Raw genomic sequence first — 15,879 nt, 5'->3', positions numbered from 1 at the left:
TCAGGCCTCGAGGACGCCGCGCACGATCGAGTCCCCCGAGTGCGTGGGGTCGCCGTCGATGGGCTCGTTCGAGACGTCCACGACCGGGAACTCTCCGACGTCGAGGTTCTCGGGCAGCACGAACACGCCCTCGTCCCCGGCCATCACCCCGAGGCTGACCATCCGCTGCGCGTCGGGGGCGAGCAGCCAGACCTCCTTGAACCCGTCCACGTCGGCGGGGTCGGTCCGCACCACGAGTCGACGGCTCCCGTCCGGGCGCTCGTCCACCTCGGCCGAGCCCCGGGCGGTGTAGCCGGCGAGGGGCTCCAGCTCGGCGGTGGCCAGCACCGTGGGGTCCGGTTCCAGGCCCAGCCGCTGCGCGCCCCAGACCGAGACACCTCCCACGAGCAGCGCCGCGGCGGCCGCGGCGGCGGCCAGCGGGTACGGCACCGCCCGCCGGGGCCTGCTCCGGCGGGCGTCGAGGTCGACGACGCTCGCCCCACGGCGGTCTGCGCCGTCGTCGGCCGTCACGTCCTCCCCGGGGCCCGTGGTGTCGCCCGTGGTGCCCTCCGCACCGCTGCCCGGGGCATCGGGGCGGGCATCCTGGCGGGCGCCGGCGAGCGGGTCGGCCGCGACCGCGTCGGAGAGGCCCAGCTCGGCGTGGATCGCGGCCCAGACCCCGGGGCCGGGTGTGGTCAGGGCGGGCGCCTCGGCCCGCCCGGCGCGCACGACGCGCTGCAGGGACGAGAGCTCCGCCGCGCACTCGGGGCAGGCGGCGAGGTGCTCCTGGCTCCGGGGGTCCGCGGCCTCACCCAGAGCCAGGAGCGTCAGCGACTCCTCACTCAGGTGTGCCATGACCGTCTCCCAATCGTGTTCGTAGGTTCGTGAGGCCGCGCCTCAGGTGGCTCTTGACCGTGCCGAGCGGCAGCTCCAGCTGCTGCGCGATCTGCTGGTGCGTGAGCTCCTCGTAGAAGGCCAGCGCCAGGATCGTCGACCGGGGCGGGCCGAGCCGCTCGACCTCCGCCCGCACCACGAGCCGGTCCACCAGCAGGTCCGCCTCCTCGTGCCGCGGCTCCCGGTCGGTGCGCACGGCGTCCGCCTGCCGACGCTCCGCCTCCCGGCCGGCGGTCCGGGCGGCGTCAGCGATGCAGTTGCGCGTGATGCCGATCAGCCACGCGGGGACCGAGGAGTGCTCGGGCCGGTAGCCGGACCGGTACTTCCACGCCCGGATGAAGACCTCCTGCACCACGTCGTCCGCCGCCGCGTCGTCGCGCAGCGCGCGGACGGCGAGACCCCGGACGACCCCGGCGCAGTGCCGGTACGCGGCACTCAGCGCCTGCTCGTCCCCCGCGGCGAACGCGGTGTCGAGCTCGGGTCCCCATTCCGGGGGCGGCGTCGGCATCGTGGAAGGGCTCCTCGTGGGCCGGAGGTCGTGGTGGAGGGCGACCGGGCGGAGCCCGGGCGTCCGCGTCGTGCCCAGCCTAGTGGACACCGGCCACCGGGTCATGCGCCTCGCCTCCCTCCGCCGCTCAGGGCACCGGGACGGCCCGCAGCACCACGTTGTCCTCGTAGTCCCCGATCTCCTCGAGCCACTCCCCGCCGCACGTCACGAGGTGGAGCACCGGCTCGCCGGTCCGGCGGAACAGGTCCGCCTCCGCGAGGGACTTCTTGTGCACGTGCTGGACGGACTCGGTGCGGTAGCGCTGCACGCTGCCGTCCGCGCGCTCCACCCGGACCTCCGCCCCGACCGGCACGTCCTTCAGCCGCGCCATCGGCGTGACCTCGGTGAGGGTGTCGACATGGCCGGCGACGACCGCGGCACCCTCGTCCGCCCCGGGGGACGGACCGTACCGGTACCAGCCCAGCTCCACGTGGTTGTCCGGGATGGTCATGGCCCCGTTGTCCTCGACCCCCACCGGGACCACCGGCATGTCGATCGGGGAGCCGTCCACGACCACCCGCACGGGGGCGGGGATCCTCTCGGCGGGCGACGGGGTGGCGGGGGCGACCGGGATCTCCGCGGGCGCCGCGGCGGACTGCGCCGGGCCCTCCGCGGAGACCGGACGGTCGAGGCCGGCGAGTGCCGGCACCGCGTCCTCGCCCTGGTACGGTCCCGCCGCCAGGGAGTTCGCGGGCGGCGTGCCCCCGCCCTCCGGGAGGGCGGTGACGGCCGCTGCCGCGAGCAGGGACACCGAGGCGACCGCCCCGGCACCCACCGCCGCCAAGCGACGACGACGGGTGCCGGGAATTGTCGGCCCGGGTACACGGTGGGCCGGAGCCCGCGGTGCACCCGGGCCGTGCCTGTCAGGACTGCTCACTACCGGCGGTTCCCCGCGAGGACTCGGCGGGCGCCGTACGCCGCGCCGATCAGTCCGAGCGCACCGGCGGCCGCGAGGCCCGCGGTCAGCATGGTGCGCTGCTCCTGGGCCGCGAGCCCGGACTGGCCGCCCGGCACGGCCTCGGGGGCCTGCTCCATGCCCTCCAGGGTCTGGACGGCGAGGGCCAGGTTCCCGGCCTCCAGGGAGCCCCACGCGTACACGATGTTGTGGGTGCCCTCGGCCAGCTGGAGATCGGCCGGACCGATGACCGGGTCGGTGGTGCCCGCGGCCGCCACGGACGCCGAGACCGTGCCCGCGTCGACCGGCAGGGTCTCCTCATTCGGGTTCTCGAGACCGGTGATGATCGGCTGGTCACCGGCGAGGACGTCCACCGCCGGGGCCGCGGCCACGTGCCGCACGGTCAGGTGCGACTTCCCGGCCTCGATCTCGGACATGTCGTTGGTGAACAGCGCGGCCGTCGGGTTGCCCTCGGCATCGAGGTGGGCCGCGGCCGTGTAGCTCATCCCGGTCTGCAGGTCCGCGGTGACGGGCCCGATGATCGGCGCCGAGGCGTCGGCGGCGTCGGGGGCCGTGATGGCCAGGTCGTAGCTGCCGGCGGGCAGCTCGAGCGGGCCGGCCAGGGTGCCCGGCTGGAAGTCGTCGAGGGTGAGCTCCCCGTTGACGTAGACGTCCACGACGGTGTCGGGCACGCCGTGGAGCACGGACAGCTCCGCGTGCTCGGCGGCGAACGCCGGGCTCATGCTGAGGGCACCGGCACCGAGGCCGAGGACTGCTGCGGCGGAAAGGGTCTTGCGCATGGTAACTGCTCCTTGAACGGGCTCCCTGGCGGAAGCGGGATCGACCTTGCACCCGTACTACTGCCCCGGGCCCCGCCGCGGATGCAGCAGGTCACAGTTTTTTCGAGAACTTCTTCCGGACCCCTTCCGCACCACAATGAAGAGGGCGGCGCCACGGTCCGCGCGGCCCGCGGGAGCGCCCGCCCGAGCGCCTGACGCACCTCCAGGAGGAACCGTGGACACCCACCGCTTCACCGGCCGGACCGCCGTCGTCACCGGGGCGGGCTCGGGCATCGGCCGCGCCACCGCGCTGCGGCTGGCCGGCGAGGGGGCCGCCGTGGTGGTGGCCGACCGGTCGGCGCGCCGCCTGGAGGCCCTGGTGGCGGACGAGCCGCGCCTGCCGCTCTTCCCCGTGCTCGCGGACCTCACGGAGCAGGACGCGGTGAGCCGGGTGCTGGCGGCGACCGAGGGCCGGCTGGACGTGCTGGTCAACACCGCCGGGACCATGGACCGCTTCGAGTCCGTCGCCGAGGTCGACGACGCGACGTGGGACCGGGTGTTCGCCGTCAACGTCGGCTCCGTCATGCGGCTGACCCGCGCGGCGATCCCGCTGCTGCGGGCCTCCGGACGCGGCGCGATCGTCAATGTGGCGTCCGAGGCGTCCCTGCGCGGCTCCGCCGCGGGGGCGGCCTACACCGCCTCCCAGCACGCCGTGGCCGGACTGACGAAGAGCACCGCTCTCATGCACGCGGCGGACGGCATCCGCACCAACGCGGTCGCCCCCGGCGCCACGGACACGGGCATCGAGGCACCCATGGACTCGGACCTTCTCCCCGGGCGGATGGCGGGGCTCCTGCGGAACGTCCCCTACACGGCCACGGCGGAGCAGGTCGCCGCCGTCATCGTCTTCCTCGCCAGCGACGACGCCTCCAACGTCAACGGCGTGATCCTGCCCTCGGACGGCGGCTGGTCCGCGGTCTGAGGCCCGTCCTCGGTGCCGGGGCACCGGCCGCCCCTCCCGTTCCGCGGGGGACGGGCGGGGCGGCCCCGGTGCGTCGGCCTCACATCTCCTCGAGCGTGGACCCCTCCTCCGGCTCCCCGAGGTCGACCTCCTGATGCTGCTCCTCGATGTCGGCGGGGTTCGCCTCGAGGGAGGACGCCTCCGAGCGGTCGGGGGTGTGCGCCGACGCCTCGACGTCCTGGTCGTCCATCTCGGGCGGCAGGGCGTCGATCGACTGCTCGAGCCGGTCGGCCTCGTTGTACTCGCTGCTCGAGCCGGGTACGTCGCTCATGGCTACCTCCTGCGTCGTGGGACCAACGGAGCCCTCAGTCTAGTGATCCGCGCTCCCGGCTCGCCGTCTCGCCGTCTCAGGCACAGTGTTCCCAGCACCCTTACTATCCGATAGCGTGTTCTGCACACGCCTGCAGGAAGCACCGCCGAGATACCAGGGGGTTTTGCATCATGACCAGTCGATTCCACCGCTACGCCGAGCTGTTCAAGCAGGAAGGTCCCTGGTGCACCGTGTACACGGACGTCAGCACCGGCACCGTCGACTCGCTGCACGCGATCGACGTCCACCCCGAGAACGTCCGCCGGGAGCTGGAGGGACTCGGCGCGAGCGAGGCCGACCTCGACGCCGTCGAGCAGGCGATCCGTCCTGCGGAGGGCCTGCCGGACCCGGTGAGCCGGTTCGTCGTCGTCCGCGACGGGGCCGTGGTGATCGACGAGGTCCTGCCGGGGCCGCTGGCCGGCCCCAGCAGGGTCAGCGTGGAGACCGTGCCCGACCTCACGCCGCTGTTCCGCCACCGACCTGAGGATTTCCCCTACGTGGTGGCCGAGGTCAGCCGCGACGGAGGAGAGATCCGGCTGCAGTACGCCAGCCGGGGACGGGCGGAGTCGGAGCAGCAGATCGAGGGCGAGACGGAGCACCTCAAGAAGATCGGCGGCGGCGGCTGGGCGCACGCCCGGTGGCAGCGGCACACGGAGGACGTGTGGCGGCGCAACACCGAGGAGGTCGCCGAGCAGATCGATCAGGTGGTGGCCGACAGCGGAGCGCAACTGGTGGTCATCGCCGGGGACATCCGTGCCAGGGTGCTCGTCGGGGAGCAGCTCGCCAAGTCGACCCAGCCCCTGGTGAGCATGGTCAACGCCAACACCCGCGCCGACGGCAGCGACACCGCCGAGCTCGAGGAGCAGGTCGACCGCAGCGTGGGCGAGGTGATCGCGCGGCGGCAGCAGGAGCTCCTGGAGCGGCTGGCGGAGCAGGAGAACCGCCCGGACCACACGGCCGTGCACGGTATCGGGCCCGTCGTCGCGGCCCTGCAGCAGGCGCAGGCCGAGACCCTGCTCATCGACGAGACCTCCTCGGACACGGGAACCGAGCTGCTCGCCCTCGAGGCCGAGCCGTGGATCGCTGCGAACCAGTCCGAGGCCGAGAGCCTTGGGGTTCGGGTGCTCGACCGGGTCCCCGCCCACGCCGCCCTGGTGCGGGCTGCCGTGCTCACCGACGGCCGCCCGGTCTTCCTTCCGCACGGGGCCCTGCCGGACGGCACCGAGGTGGCGGCCCTGCTGCGCTGGAGCGCCGCACCGGCGTCCTGACCCGGGAGCGGACGAGGGGCCCCGGTGCGGGGCCCCTCGTCCGCCCCCTGCCCGGGGGCTCCGGCACCGGCGGGGCCCCGTCAGGGGGCGGGGGTCAGAGGGCCAGCTCGCGGGCGGGCGTGTCCGCGGCGGACGGCTTGCCCGCGTAGGCGCCCCGGTACGCGGCGGCGGGGTGGGTGCCGAGCACCTTGGTCCGGCCCGCGCCGTAGAGGTTCTCGCGCAGCGTGGTGCCCTCGTACCCGGTCCGGTAGCGGCCGCGCTTCTGCAGCTCCGGCACGACCCACTCCACGAAGTCCTCGAAGGAGCCCGGGGACACGTGGTAGGCGAGGTTGATGCCGTCCAGCCCGCCGTCGTCGATCCACCGCTCGAGCTCGTCGGCCACGGTCTGCGGGGAGCCGACGATCGGCACGCCCATGCCGCCCATCGAGATGTGCTTCGCGACCTCCTTGACCGTCCACTTCTTGTGGGGGTCGGCCGTGGTGAACGGGGTCAGGAAGGACTGGATCGAGTCGGTCTTGATGTACTCCAGGACGTCGTTCTCGTCGTACCGGCCGAGGTCCACGCCGGACCAGCCGCCCACGAGGCCCAGCGCGCCGTCGGCGTCCGCGTACCGCTCGTAGTCGCGGCGCTTCTGCTCGGCCTTCGCGTCGGTCTCGTCGACGATCACGTGCAGCATGGCGAAGATCTTGAGGTCGTCCCGGTCCCGGCCCTGGGCCTGCGCCTCGTCGCGCAGCTTGTCGGTGACCACGCGGGTCAGGTCCGGGCGGATGCCGCCCACGAACACCGCCTCCGCGTGGCGGCCGGCGAACGCGCGCCCGCGGGAGGAGGCCCCGGCCTGGAAGATCAGGGGCGTGCGCTGCGGGGACGGCTCGGTCAGCCCGATGCCGGGGACGTCGAAGTACTTGCCGTGGTGCTGGATGGGGTGGACGAGCGCCGGATCGGCGAAGATTCCGCCGGCCCGGTCGCGCTTGACCGCGCCGTCCTCCCAGGAGCCCTCCCAGAGCTTGTAGCAGACCTCCATGAACTCCTCGGCGATCTCGTAGCGCTCGTCGTGGGAGATCTGCTCCGTCAGCCCGTGGTTCTCGGCGGCGGACTTCAAGTAGGAGGTCACCACGTTGAAGCCCATCCGGCCCTTCGTCAGGTGGTCGAGGGTCGCGAACTTCCGCGCGAGCGGGTACGGCTGCTCGTAGGTGATCGCGCTGGTCACGCCGAAGCCGAGGTGCTTCGTCACGGCCGCCATCGCGGAGATCTGCATGAAGGGGTCGTTGACGGGGATCTGGGTGGCGTCCCGGATCACCGGGGCCGCGGAGTTCTGGTAGACGTCGTAGTACCCCACGACGTCCGCGAGGAACAGCGCGTCGAAGAGCCCCTTCTCCAGGACCTGGGCGACGTCCGTCCAGTACTCGATCGTGTTGTACTCGTCGGCCCGGGAACGGGGGTGCTTCCACAGGCCGGGGGCCTGGTGGCCCACGCAGGTCATGTCGAAGGCGTTCAGGGCGATGCGCTTGCTCAAGGGTGGACCTCCCGGGTCGATGCCGACCCGCGCCCGTGCGTCGTGGAGACCTGCTCGCGGGTCCGACGCACTGGTGGGCGCCGTACTTGCCACGGAGCACGTGCACCGCGGCCCGATGTTCATCTGGGGCACCCCGCTACGGGAGAGGGTTGCCGCCCGACCAGCCAGAGCTTCGCGTCGGGACTCGTCATCGTCGTCGGGGGACAGCTTAGCGGGTGGCCCCGGGCCCGGTGCAACCCCCTGCGGCCGCGTCGGGACCGTGCCCTCCGAGCGGACGGAGGGGCGAGCGGCTCAGGCCGGCGGGGCGAGCGGCGGGGTCCGGCTCGGGTCCAGGGTCCAGCCCCGCCGGAGCATGGACCGGAGCTCGATCAGGGGACAGGTGTCCATGACCACGTCCAGGCCGGCCTGCTCCGCCCGGGCGGCCGCGGCCTCGTCGACGACGCCCAGCTGCAGCCACACCGCCGCGGCGCCCGCGGCGATGGCCTGGTCCACCACCGCGCCGACGCGGCGGGAGTTCACGAAGCAGTCCACCACGTCGATCGGTCCCGGCACCTCGGCGAGCGTGCGGTAGCCGGGCTCGCCGTGCACCGGCTCGCCCTTCGGGTTCACCGGGACGATGGTCATGCCGAGGTCGTCCCGGATCCGCCGGGCGACCGAGTGCGCCGGGCGGGCGGTGTTGCCGGTCAGTCCCACCACGGCCCACCGGCCGGGCCGGGACATGAGACGGTCGAGGACGGCGGGGTCGTTGCGGGCCATGGCACCAGCCTGGCACGGAACTCCCCCCTCCGCGCGAGATTGCACGTGTCCGCCACCGGACGCGCTCAAGGTCGAGCGGTCGCCGACACGTGCCGGCTCGCGGGCGGGAATCTCAGGAGAACAGCGGCAGGAGGTCCGCGTGCGCGCCCAGCACCGCACGCTCCGGGGCGGTCAGCTCCGCCCGGCCGGTGCCCACGCGGGCGAAGTGCTCGTCGCTCCAGTGCTCGAGCGGCTCGCGCTCCCACAGGTCGGTGAGCACCCGGCGCACCTCGGCGAGCCCGTCCACGGCGGGACCCGGGGAGCCGTCCAGGTCCTGGATCAGGTCCAGGTGGTGCACCGTGGCCTCCACGGCGAGGGTGCTCAGCAGGTCCTCGACCCGCAGCACGTGCCCCTGGGTGCGGACCACTCCGCCGCCGCAGTGCTCCGCCGCGTGCACGAGCGCCCGGGCGGACTCGCGGTAGAGCTCGCGCACCGGGTCCCAGTCCCGGGCCATGGACGCGGCCACGCGGGTGCGGCGCCGGTCCTCGGCGGCCCCCGCGGGGTCGCCGCCCCGGCCGGTCCAGTAGGTCGCGGCGTCCCGGTCCGGGCGGGCGGTCGTGGGCGTGTGCAGGGCGACCAGCCCCCGCAGCGCGTCCATCGCGCAGTGGTGGGTGAGGTCCCGGACCGTCCACCCCGTGCATCCCGTGGCGGCCCAGGAGTCGTCGTCGCCGAGCCCGTCGAGGACCGCGCCGAACGCCGTGCAGGCGTCGCGCACCAGGTCCGCCCGGGCCGGGGCGTTGCGGCTCGTCATGGGTCCATGGTGGGGCACGGAGGGCTCCCGTGCCAGCGCTGCGCCGCAGCGACCCCGGATGCGGCGGATTTGCCAGGGAACACGCCGAGGCCGTTCAATGGATGGCGTAACCATCCGGAGCGGCTGAGAGACCTGGCTCGTCGACGTCGCAGCAACCGGCACGGATCCGTCTGATCCTCCGTGCGAGGTGCTAATGCCAGGACCGATGGAGTTGACCATGAGCACTTCTCTGCTGGGCTCTGCGCCGTCCGCCGCGCCGGGCACCCCGAAGCGCGCCTTCTCGGTGGCGTTCGAGCACGTCGGCAAGGCCTTCCCGGCCGACCACGAGACGCACCACGTCCTGCAGGACGTCGACGTCACGGCCCGGCCCGGCGAGGTCCTGGCGATCCTGGGGCCCTCGGGGTGCGGCAAGTCCACGCTCCTGCGGGCCGCCGCGGGCCTCGACACCGCCTCGACGGGCCGGGTGCTCATCGACGGCACCCCGGTGTCCGGGATCGACCCGCGCTGCGCGGTCGCCTTCCAGGAGCCGCGTCTGCTGCCGTGGCGCTCCGTGCGCGAGAACGTCCGTCTGGGCCTGCCCCGCGGGCTGCCCCGGGACGAGGGGGACGCCGTGATCGACGACCTGCTGCGCCTGGTCGGGCTCACCGCGCACGCCCGCCACCGCCCCCGCGCGATCTCCGGCGGCATGGCCCAGCGCGCGTCCCTGGCCCGCGCCCTGGCCCGCAACCCCGGGGTCCTGCTGCTCGACGAGCCCTTCGGCGCACTCGACGCCCTGACCCGGCTGCAGATGCAGGACCTCCTGCTCACGATCCACGCGGCCCAGCCCACCACCGTCCTGCTCGTCACCCACGACGTCGACGAGGCGCTGCAGCTCGCGGACCGGATCGTGGTCCTGGGCCGGACCGGGCCCACCGCTCCCGCCTCGATCAGCACGGTCCTCGCGGTGCCGGGGGAACGCCCCCGGGACCGGGCCTCCGACGTCCTGGCCGAGCTGCGCGTGCAGCTCCTCAGCCACCTCGGCGTCGACGCCCACCACCCAGCGACCCGCTGACGCGGACCCTCCCGCCCCGCTCGCCAGATCCGGTCGCGGCGCCAGTCCGCGCCGCCCGCACCGCTCGCACCGCCCGCACCGCCCGCACCTGCGAAAGGCTCCGCCATGCCCCTGTCCCAGCGTTCCGTCCGCACGATCCCCGCGCTCGCCGCCGTCCTGGCCCTCTCCCTGACCGGGTGCATGGCCGGTGAGGGCTCCGGCGAGGCGCCGGCGGAGGCCACCGGGGGCGGCACCGTCCGGGTGGACTGGGCCACCTACAACCCGCTCTCCGTGGTGATCAAGGAGAAGGGATGGCTCGAGACCGCCTTCGCCGAGGAGGGCATCGAGGTGGAGTGGGTGCAGTCCGCCGGGTCGAACAAGGCCAACGAGGCCCTGCGGGCGGAGGCGGTGGACATCGGCTCGACCGCGGGCTCCGCGGCGCTGCTGGCCCGCAGCAACGGCACCCCGATCCAGGTGATCGACCTCTACTCGCAGCCGGAGTGGTCCGCCCTGGTCACCACCGCCGGGAGCGGGGTCGAGGAGGTCGCGGACCTCGCGGGCCGGACCGTGGCCGCGACCAAGGGCACCGACCCGTACTTCTTCCTGCTCCAGGCCCTCGACGAGGCCGGGGTGGACGCCGGGGACGTGACGATCCAGAACCTGCAGCACGCCGACGGCCGCGCCGCCCTGGAGAACGGCCAGGTGGACGCCTGGTCCGGGCTCGACCCGATCATGGCCGCCGCGGAGGGGAACGGCGCGGAGCTGTTCTACCGCAACGTCGACTTCAACACCTACGGCTTCCTCAACGCCCACGAGAACTTCCTCGAGGAGCAGCCCGAGGCCGCTCAGACCGTGGTGGACGTCTACGCCTACGCCCGGGAGTGGGCGCAGGAGAACACCGAGGAGACCGCGCAGCTGCTGGCCGAGGCCGCCGGGATCGAGCTGTCCGTGGCCGAGAAGGTGCTCGAGCGCACCAACCTGGACATCGATCACGTGCCCGGCGACGAGCAGCTGGCGGTCCTCGAGAAGGTCGGCCCGATCTTCGTCGAGTCCGACGACGTGGCCGGCCAGGAGCAGATCGACGAGGCGCTCGGGAGCATCGTGGAGAGCTCCTACGCCGAGAACGCCGACGCCTCCCGCGCGGCCGAGCTGGTCGGGGGCCGGCAGTGACGCAGCCGCTTCCCCCCGCCGAGGAGGCGGAGCGCGTCGACGGCGCACCCGCCCCCGCCGCGGCGGCCCCCCGGCGGCGGCCGCTGCTGCGCACCGGGTTGGGCCTGCTGCTGCCCGCGGCGCTGCTGGTGCTGTGGCACGTGCTGTCCACCGCCGGGGTCTTCAGTGCCGTGCAGCTGCCGGCCCCGCTCGCGGTGCTCGAGGCCGGGATCGGCCTGCTGTCCGGCGGGGACCTCTGGACGCACGTGGGCATCTCGACCCAGCGCGTGCTGATCGGCTTCCTGGCCGGCGCCGGGCTGGGACTCGTGGCCGGGTCTTTCATCGGCCTCTCCCGCTGGGGTTCCACGCTGGTGGGGCCCACGATCGGGGCGTTCCGCGCCGTGCCGTCCCTGGCATGGGTGCCGCTGCTGCTGCTGTGGATCGGACTCGGCGAGGACTCCAAGGTCACGCTGGTGGCCATCGGCGCGTTCTTCCCCGTCTACACCACCGTCTCCGCCGCCCTGCAGCACGTGGACCGCAACCTCATCGAGGCGGCGCGGGCCTTCGGCCTCCACGGGATGCGCCTGCTCACCACGGTGCAGCTGCCGGCCGTCATGCCGTCGGTCATCTCGGGGCTGCGCCTGGCCCTGGCCCAGGCATGGCTGTTCCTGGTGGCCGCCGAGCTGCTGGGGGCGTCCATGGGCCTGGGCTGGCTGCTCACCGACTCGCAGAACAACGGCCGCACCGACCGCCTGCTGCTGGCGATCGTCCTGCTGGCGGTCCTCGGCAAGGCCTCGGACGCGCTGCTGGGCGTGTTCGAGAAGTGGGCCGTCAAGAAATGGGCCTGACACGTGCGCCTGGCACAGTGGACCCGTCCGGGCGAGCACGGACTGCCCGGACGGGGCCTGCGCCCACGGGAGCTGTCCGGTCAGTCCCCGCGCAGGCCGGAACCGAGCAGACCGGGCCCGTACAGACAGCGCCTGGGCAGACAGGGCCTGTGCAGACGGGAAAGGACCGCAGCACCGTGAGCCAGAGCTGGAGCAACCCCTCCTCCCCCACCCCCAATCCCGCGCTCGTCTCCGACGAGGCCCGGATCGCGTTCTGGGAGGACCAGGCGTCCCGGCTGGACTGGGCCGAACCGTGGAGCACCGCGCACCGGTTCGTGCGTCCCGAGCGGATCGGGACGGACGAGCAGGGCCGGCCCACCTGGTCGGTCCCGGAGATCGCGTGGTTCGAGGGCGGGAAGCTCAACGTGGCCCACAACTGCGTGGACCGCCACGTCGAGGCCGGCCGCGGCGCCCACGTGGCCCTGCACTTCGAGGGTGAGCCCGGGGACCGGCTGGTCTACACCTACGCCGACCTGCAGCGGGAGGTCTCCCGCGCCGCCAACGCCCTGCTCGCGCTGGGCGTGGAGCAGGGCGACCGCGTGGTGCTCTACCTCCCCGTCATCCCGGAAACCGTCATCATCACCCTGGCCTGCGCCCGGATCGGCGCGGTGCACTCCCTGGTCTTCGGCGGGTTCTCCGCCGAGGCGCTGCGCTTCCGCGTCGAGGACACCGGCGCCAAGGTCCTGGTGACCACGGACGGGCAGCACCGGCGCGGGGCCGTGGTGCCCGTGAAGGCCGTCGCCGACGAGGCCTGCGGCGGCGACAACGCGATCGAGCACGTCGTCGTCGTGCGCCGCACGTCCCGGCCGGGCCGCGCGGACCTGCCGCGCGGCACCCGGGGCACGCACTCCAAGGAGGAGGACGCCGTCCCGTGGACGCGCGGACGGGACGTGTGGTGGCACGAGCTGGTCGCCGAGCAGTCCGACGTGCACGTGCCGGAGGCCTTCGACGCCGAGGCGCCGCTGTTCATCATCTACACGTCGGGGACCACCGGGCGGCCCAAGGGCCTGGTGCACACCATGGGCGGCTACCTCGTCCAGGCCGCCTACACGCACGCCCTGCTCTTCGACCTGCTCCCGGACGTGCCCGACGACGAGGGGCGGCTGCGCCCGGACGAGCTGGCCACCGTCAACGACCCCGCCAAGGTGGACTCGACCGTGCACTGGTGCACCGCCGACCTCGCGTGGGTCACCGCGCACACCTACGAGATCTACGGGCCCCTGGTCAACGGCGTGTCCGAGGTGATCTACGAGGGCACCCCGAACACCCCCCACTGGGGCCGGCACTTCGAGGTCGTCGAGCGCTACGGAGTCACCACGTACTACACGGCGCCCACGCTGGTCCGCTCCCTCATGGGGGCGTTCCCGAAGGGCGTCCCGCCGCTCTACAACCTCAACTCGATCCGGCTGCTCGGCTCCGTGGGCGAGTCGATCAACCCCGAGGCCTGGCGCTGGCTGCGCGCGCAGCTGGGCCGCGACGAGGTGCCGTTCGTGGACACGTGGTGGCAGTCCGAGACCGGCGCCACCGTGATGTCCCCCCGCCCGCACGACCCGCAGTTCGCGCCCCCGGGGACGTTCGACGCCGGGGCGCCGCGCACCGTGCTCAAGCCCGGCTGCGCGACCCGTGCGGTCCCGGGGATCTCGACCCGCGTGGTCGACGAGGCCGGGGAGACGGTCCCGCCCGGGGTGCAGGGCTTCGTGGTGGTGGACCGGACGGGCCCCTCGATGGCCCGCACCGTGTGGGGCGATCCGCAGCGCTACCTGTCCTCCTACTGGGAGGCCTACGCGGAGCAGGGCTGGTTCCTGGCCGGGGACGGCGCCCGCTACGACGAGGAGGGGGACATCTACATCCTCGGGCGGATCGACGACGTCATCAACGTCTCCGGGCACCGGCTGTCCACCATCGAGATCGAGTCGGCGCTCGTCACCCACCCGTGGGTGGTCGAGGCAGGAGCCGCCCCGGTGCGCGACGAGCTGACCGGGCACGCGGTGCTCGCCTACGTGGTGCTGGCGCCCGAGGCCGCGCGGGTCCCGGCGGACGAGCTGACCGCGGCGCTGCGCGAGCACGTGGCGCACGAGATCGGCCCGATCGCCAAGCCGAAGGCGGTCGTCGCGGTCCCGGACCTGCCGAAGACCCGGTCCGGGAAGATCACCCGGCGCCTGCTCGCGCAGCTGTGGGAGGGCGCCCCGCTGGGCGACCGGTCCTCGTTGCAGAACGAGGAGGCGCTCGAGCGCATCGCCGGCGTCCTGGCCGCACGGCGGTAGGCCCCCGCCGCGAGGGGTCGTTGCCGGCGCTGCCCCACCCGAGAGGTCGTTGCCTGTCGGCACGAGCCGCTCACACCGGTGGACAAGCGTCCCCCGGGGCCGGCGCGGAGCCGGGAGAGGACCCCTCAGCGCCGTGTGACAGCCCGTGACCCCCTCCGCAAGGACGTTGAGACTTGTGACGTCTCGGCCCGCACCGCCCCTAGGATGAATGCCGTGAAAGACTCCCCCCGCACCGCAGGCACCGCCCGTTCCGCGCCGGACGGGCTGCTGCCCGCCCTCTCGAACGCCGACCTCAAGCTCGCGATGGCCGCCTCCGGCGCCCTGTTCTCGGGCTACGTGCTGGTGCACATGCTGGGGAACCTGAAGATCTACCAGGGCGAGGAGAAGTTCAACGCCTACGCCGAGTTCCTCCGCACCGCCGGCGCCCCCGTGCTGCCGCGCGGCACGGTGCTCTGGGCGGCCCGCGGCGTCCTGACCGCCGGCCTCGTCGTCCACGCGGGCGGCGCCGCAGTGCTGGCCGCGCGGTCCTGGGCGGCGAACGGCACGCTGCTGCCGCGCACCGGCCGGCGCCCGCGGGGTCGCCGTCGTTCCCCGTGGGCGGTGGCGAAGCGCTCGATGCGCAGCACGGGCGGCGTGCTCGGGCTGTTCACGGTCTTCCACGTCCTCGACCTGACCCTGGGCGCCCGGCCCGCCGCGGCCCATGGCTTCGAGCACGGCAGCGCCCACGCCAACCTCGTGGCCAGCCTCTCCCGCCCGCCGGTGGCCGCCGCCTACGCCCTGTCCATGGCGGCACTGGCCGCGCATCTGGTGCACGGGATCCCCGAGATCGCCAACGACGTCGGCGTGAGCGGTGACCGGCGGTTCCAGCGTCGGCTGCGGATCGCCGCGAACGCCTTCGGCGCCGCCGTGGCCGCCGGCAACACCACGATCCCGGTGGCCGTGCTGACCCGCGCGGTCCGCTGAACCCCGTGGCCGCCCTCCCCCCTGCTGCGAGACGACCTCTCGCGGGACCACCTTCTTCGAGACGACAAGGACCCGAGCGAGTGAGCACCTTCTGCCTGACCGTGGACGTGTGGCGCCAGCCCTCCCCGGAGGAGCCCGGGGGCTTCACGGCCTACGACGTCCCGGACGCGAGCCCGGACATGACCGTGCTCGAGCTGCTCGACCGGATCAACGCGCAGCTGGAGGCCGCCGGCGAGGACCCGGTGGTCTTCGACGACGGCTGTCGCGAGGGGGTCTGCGGCAAGTGCGGCGTGACGGTCGACGGCGTGGCGCACGGCCCCGAGCGCAACGCCGCGAGCTGCATGCAGCACCTCGGGGCCTACCGGGACGGGGACCGCGTGCGGATCGAGCCGCTGCGGGCGTCCTCCTTCCCGGTGAAGCAGGACCTCTCCGTGGACAAGAAGGCGCTGCGCCTGGTGGCGAAGGCCGGCAAGTTCCCGGTGGCGATGAAGGCCCTGGCCAACGGCGGCTGCATCAGCTGCGGGGCGTGCGTCGCGTCCTGCCCCAACGGCTCCGGCCAGCTGTTCGTGGGCACGATGCTGCGGGAGCTGCCGCCGCTGGCCAAGGACGACGCCGAGCGCCGGGAGCGTTCCGCCAAGGTGATCGACGCGTCCGAGGAGCAGTTCGGGCCGTGCTCGATGCTCGGCGACTGCGTGGAGGTCTGCCCGGCCGGGCTGCCGGTCGAGAACCTCTCCGCGGTGGCGCAGGAGTACCTGCGCAACCGTTTCCCGCGCAGGGGCGGGGACACGCCGCGCCCCGAGTGACTCCGCGCGGGGCGCCTTGCCGCCCCGGAAC

The 15,879-nt window shown here is 73.8% G+C and carries 16 protein-coding genes and 2 riboswitches; of the genes, 8 read left to right on the top strand and 8 right to left on the bottom strand.

The features are described 5' to 3' along the window. The 4 genes from ABD220_RS15675 to ABD220_RS15660 all read right to left on the bottom strand — a co-directional run bounded on the left by ABD220_RS15675 (position 1) and on the right by ABD220_RS15660 (position 3,115). Entirely contained in the window at positions 1 to 834 is an 834-nt protein-coding gene (locus tag ABD220_RS15675) for an anti-sigma factor (RefSeq protein WP_344124140.1), read from the bottom strand. Then, on the bottom strand, positions 818 to 1,381 hold the full coding sequence (locus ABD220_RS15670; RefSeq protein WP_344124138.1) for an RNA polymerase sigma factor: 564 nt from the start codon (positions 1,379 to 1,381) through the stop codon (positions 818 to 820). The genes ABD220_RS15675 and ABD220_RS15670 overlap by 17 nt, the downstream gene beginning before the upstream one ends. Before the next feature lie 127 nt (positions 1,382 to 1,508). Next, positions 1,509 to 2,171, bottom strand: coding sequence for a class F sortase (locus ABD220_RS15665; RefSeq protein WP_344124136.1), 663 nt, complete (start codon positions 2,169 to 2,171; stop codon positions 1,509 to 1,511). 125 nt (positions 2,172 to 2,296) lie between these two features. Beyond that, positions 2,297 to 3,115 carry a DUF4397 domain-containing protein gene (locus ABD220_RS15660; RefSeq protein WP_344124134.1) on the bottom strand — a complete coding sequence of 273 codons (819 nt, stop codon included), beginning with the start codon at positions 3,113 to 3,115 and terminating at the stop codon, positions 2,297 to 2,299. 214 nt (positions 3,116 to 3,329) lie between these two features. Here ABD220_RS15660 and ABD220_RS15655 point away from each other — a divergent pair, with 214 nt between their 5' ends. Beyond that, complete coding sequence (locus ABD220_RS15655) at positions 3,330 to 4,076, top strand: SDR family NAD(P)-dependent oxidoreductase (protein WP_344124132.1); 747 nt, start codon at positions 3,330 to 3,332, stop codon at positions 4,074 to 4,076. Between the two features lie 79 nt (positions 4,077 to 4,155). On the opposite strand, the gene ABD220_RS15650 is transcribed toward ABD220_RS15655, so the two are convergent. Continuing rightward, positions 4,156 to 4,386 (bottom strand): hypothetical protein, encoded by a 231-nt coding sequence (locus ABD220_RS15650; protein ID WP_344124130.1) that lies wholly within the window; start codon positions 4,384 to 4,386, stop codon positions 4,156 to 4,158. Between the two features lie 170 nt (positions 4,387 to 4,556). Between ABD220_RS15650 and ABD220_RS15645 the strand changes: the two genes are divergently transcribed. Continuing rightward, complete coding sequence (locus tag ABD220_RS15645) at positions 4,557 to 5,693, top strand: baeRF2 domain-containing protein (protein ID WP_344124128.1); 1,137 nt, start codon at positions 4,557 to 4,559, stop codon at positions 5,691 to 5,693. A gap of 94 nt (positions 5,694 to 5,787) precedes the next feature. Here ABD220_RS15645 and ABD220_RS15640 read toward each other — a convergent pair whose 3' ends face one another. The 3 genes from ABD220_RS15640 to ABD220_RS15630 all read right to left on the bottom strand — a co-directional run bounded on the left by ABD220_RS15640 (position 5,788) and on the right by ABD220_RS15630 (position 8,752). Beyond that, positions 5,788 to 7,206 (bottom strand): LLM class flavin-dependent oxidoreductase, encoded by a 1,419-nt coding sequence (locus ABD220_RS15640; RefSeq protein WP_344124126.1) that lies wholly within the window; start codon positions 7,204 to 7,206, stop codon positions 5,788 to 5,790. A 77-nt stretch (positions 7,207 to 7,283) separates the two neighbouring features. Continuing rightward, positions 7,284 to 7,398: riboswitch (SAM riboswitch) on the bottom strand. 99 nt (positions 7,399 to 7,497) lie between these two features. Next, entirely contained in the window at positions 7,498 to 7,962 is a 465-nt protein-coding gene (locus ABD220_RS15635; RefSeq protein ID WP_344124124.1) for a CoA-binding protein, read from the bottom strand. A 112-nt stretch (positions 7,963 to 8,074) separates the two neighbouring features. Next, entirely contained in the window at positions 8,075 to 8,752 is a 678-nt protein-coding gene (locus ABD220_RS15630) for a maleylpyruvate isomerase N-terminal domain-containing protein (protein WP_344124122.1), read from the bottom strand. 107 nt (positions 8,753 to 8,859) lie between these two features. Further along, positions 8,860 to 8,964, top strand: a riboswitch (SAM riboswitch). Between the two features lie 5 nt (positions 8,965 to 8,969). Here ABD220_RS15630 and ABD220_RS15625 point away from each other — a divergent pair. From ABD220_RS15625 to ABD220_RS15600, 6 genes are all read left to right on the top strand, one after another. Beyond that, positions 8,970 to 9,803: an ABC transporter ATP-binding protein gene (locus ABD220_RS15625; RefSeq protein ID WP_344124120.1), complete on the top strand. Its 834-nt coding sequence runs from the start codon at positions 8,970 to 8,972 to the stop codon at positions 9,801 to 9,803. 105 nt (positions 9,804 to 9,908) lie between these two features. Further along, entirely contained in the window at positions 9,909 to 10,952 is a 1,044-nt protein-coding gene (locus ABD220_RS15620; protein ID WP_344124118.1) for an aliphatic sulfonate ABC transporter substrate-binding protein, read from the top strand. Next, entirely contained in the window at positions 10,949 to 11,779 is an 831-nt protein-coding gene (locus ABD220_RS15615; protein WP_344124116.1) for an ABC transporter permease, read from the top strand. The genes ABD220_RS15620 and ABD220_RS15615 overlap by 4 nt, the downstream gene beginning before the upstream one ends. A gap of 176 nt (positions 11,780 to 11,955) precedes the next feature. Next, a complete protein-coding gene (locus ABD220_RS15610) occupies positions 11,956 to 14,082 on the top strand; it encodes an AMP-binding protein (protein ID WP_344124114.1) in 2,127 nt (708 codons plus the stop codon). 204 nt (positions 14,083 to 14,286) lie between these two features. Next, the gene (locus tag ABD220_RS15605; RefSeq protein WP_425552573.1) at positions 14,287 to 15,045 is read left to right on the top strand and encodes a succinate dehydrogenase/fumarate reductase transmembrane subunit; all 759 of its coding nucleotides are present in this window, start codon (positions 14,287 to 14,289) and stop codon (positions 15,043 to 15,045) included. An 80-nt stretch (positions 15,046 to 15,125) separates the two neighbouring features. Then, on the top strand, positions 15,126 to 15,848 hold the full coding sequence (locus ABD220_RS15600; protein ID WP_344124110.1) for a 2Fe-2S iron-sulfur cluster-binding protein: 723 nt from the start codon (positions 15,126 to 15,128) through the stop codon (positions 15,846 to 15,848). Positions 15,849 to 15,879 lie beyond the last annotated feature (31 nt).

It is taken from the genome of Kocuria aegyptia (genome assembly GCF_039530085.1).
Lineage (GTDB): Bacteria > Actinomycetota > Actinomycetes > Actinomycetales > Micrococcaceae > Kocuria > Kocuria aegyptia.
This window is presented reverse-complemented; position numbering and strand designations above follow the sequence as displayed.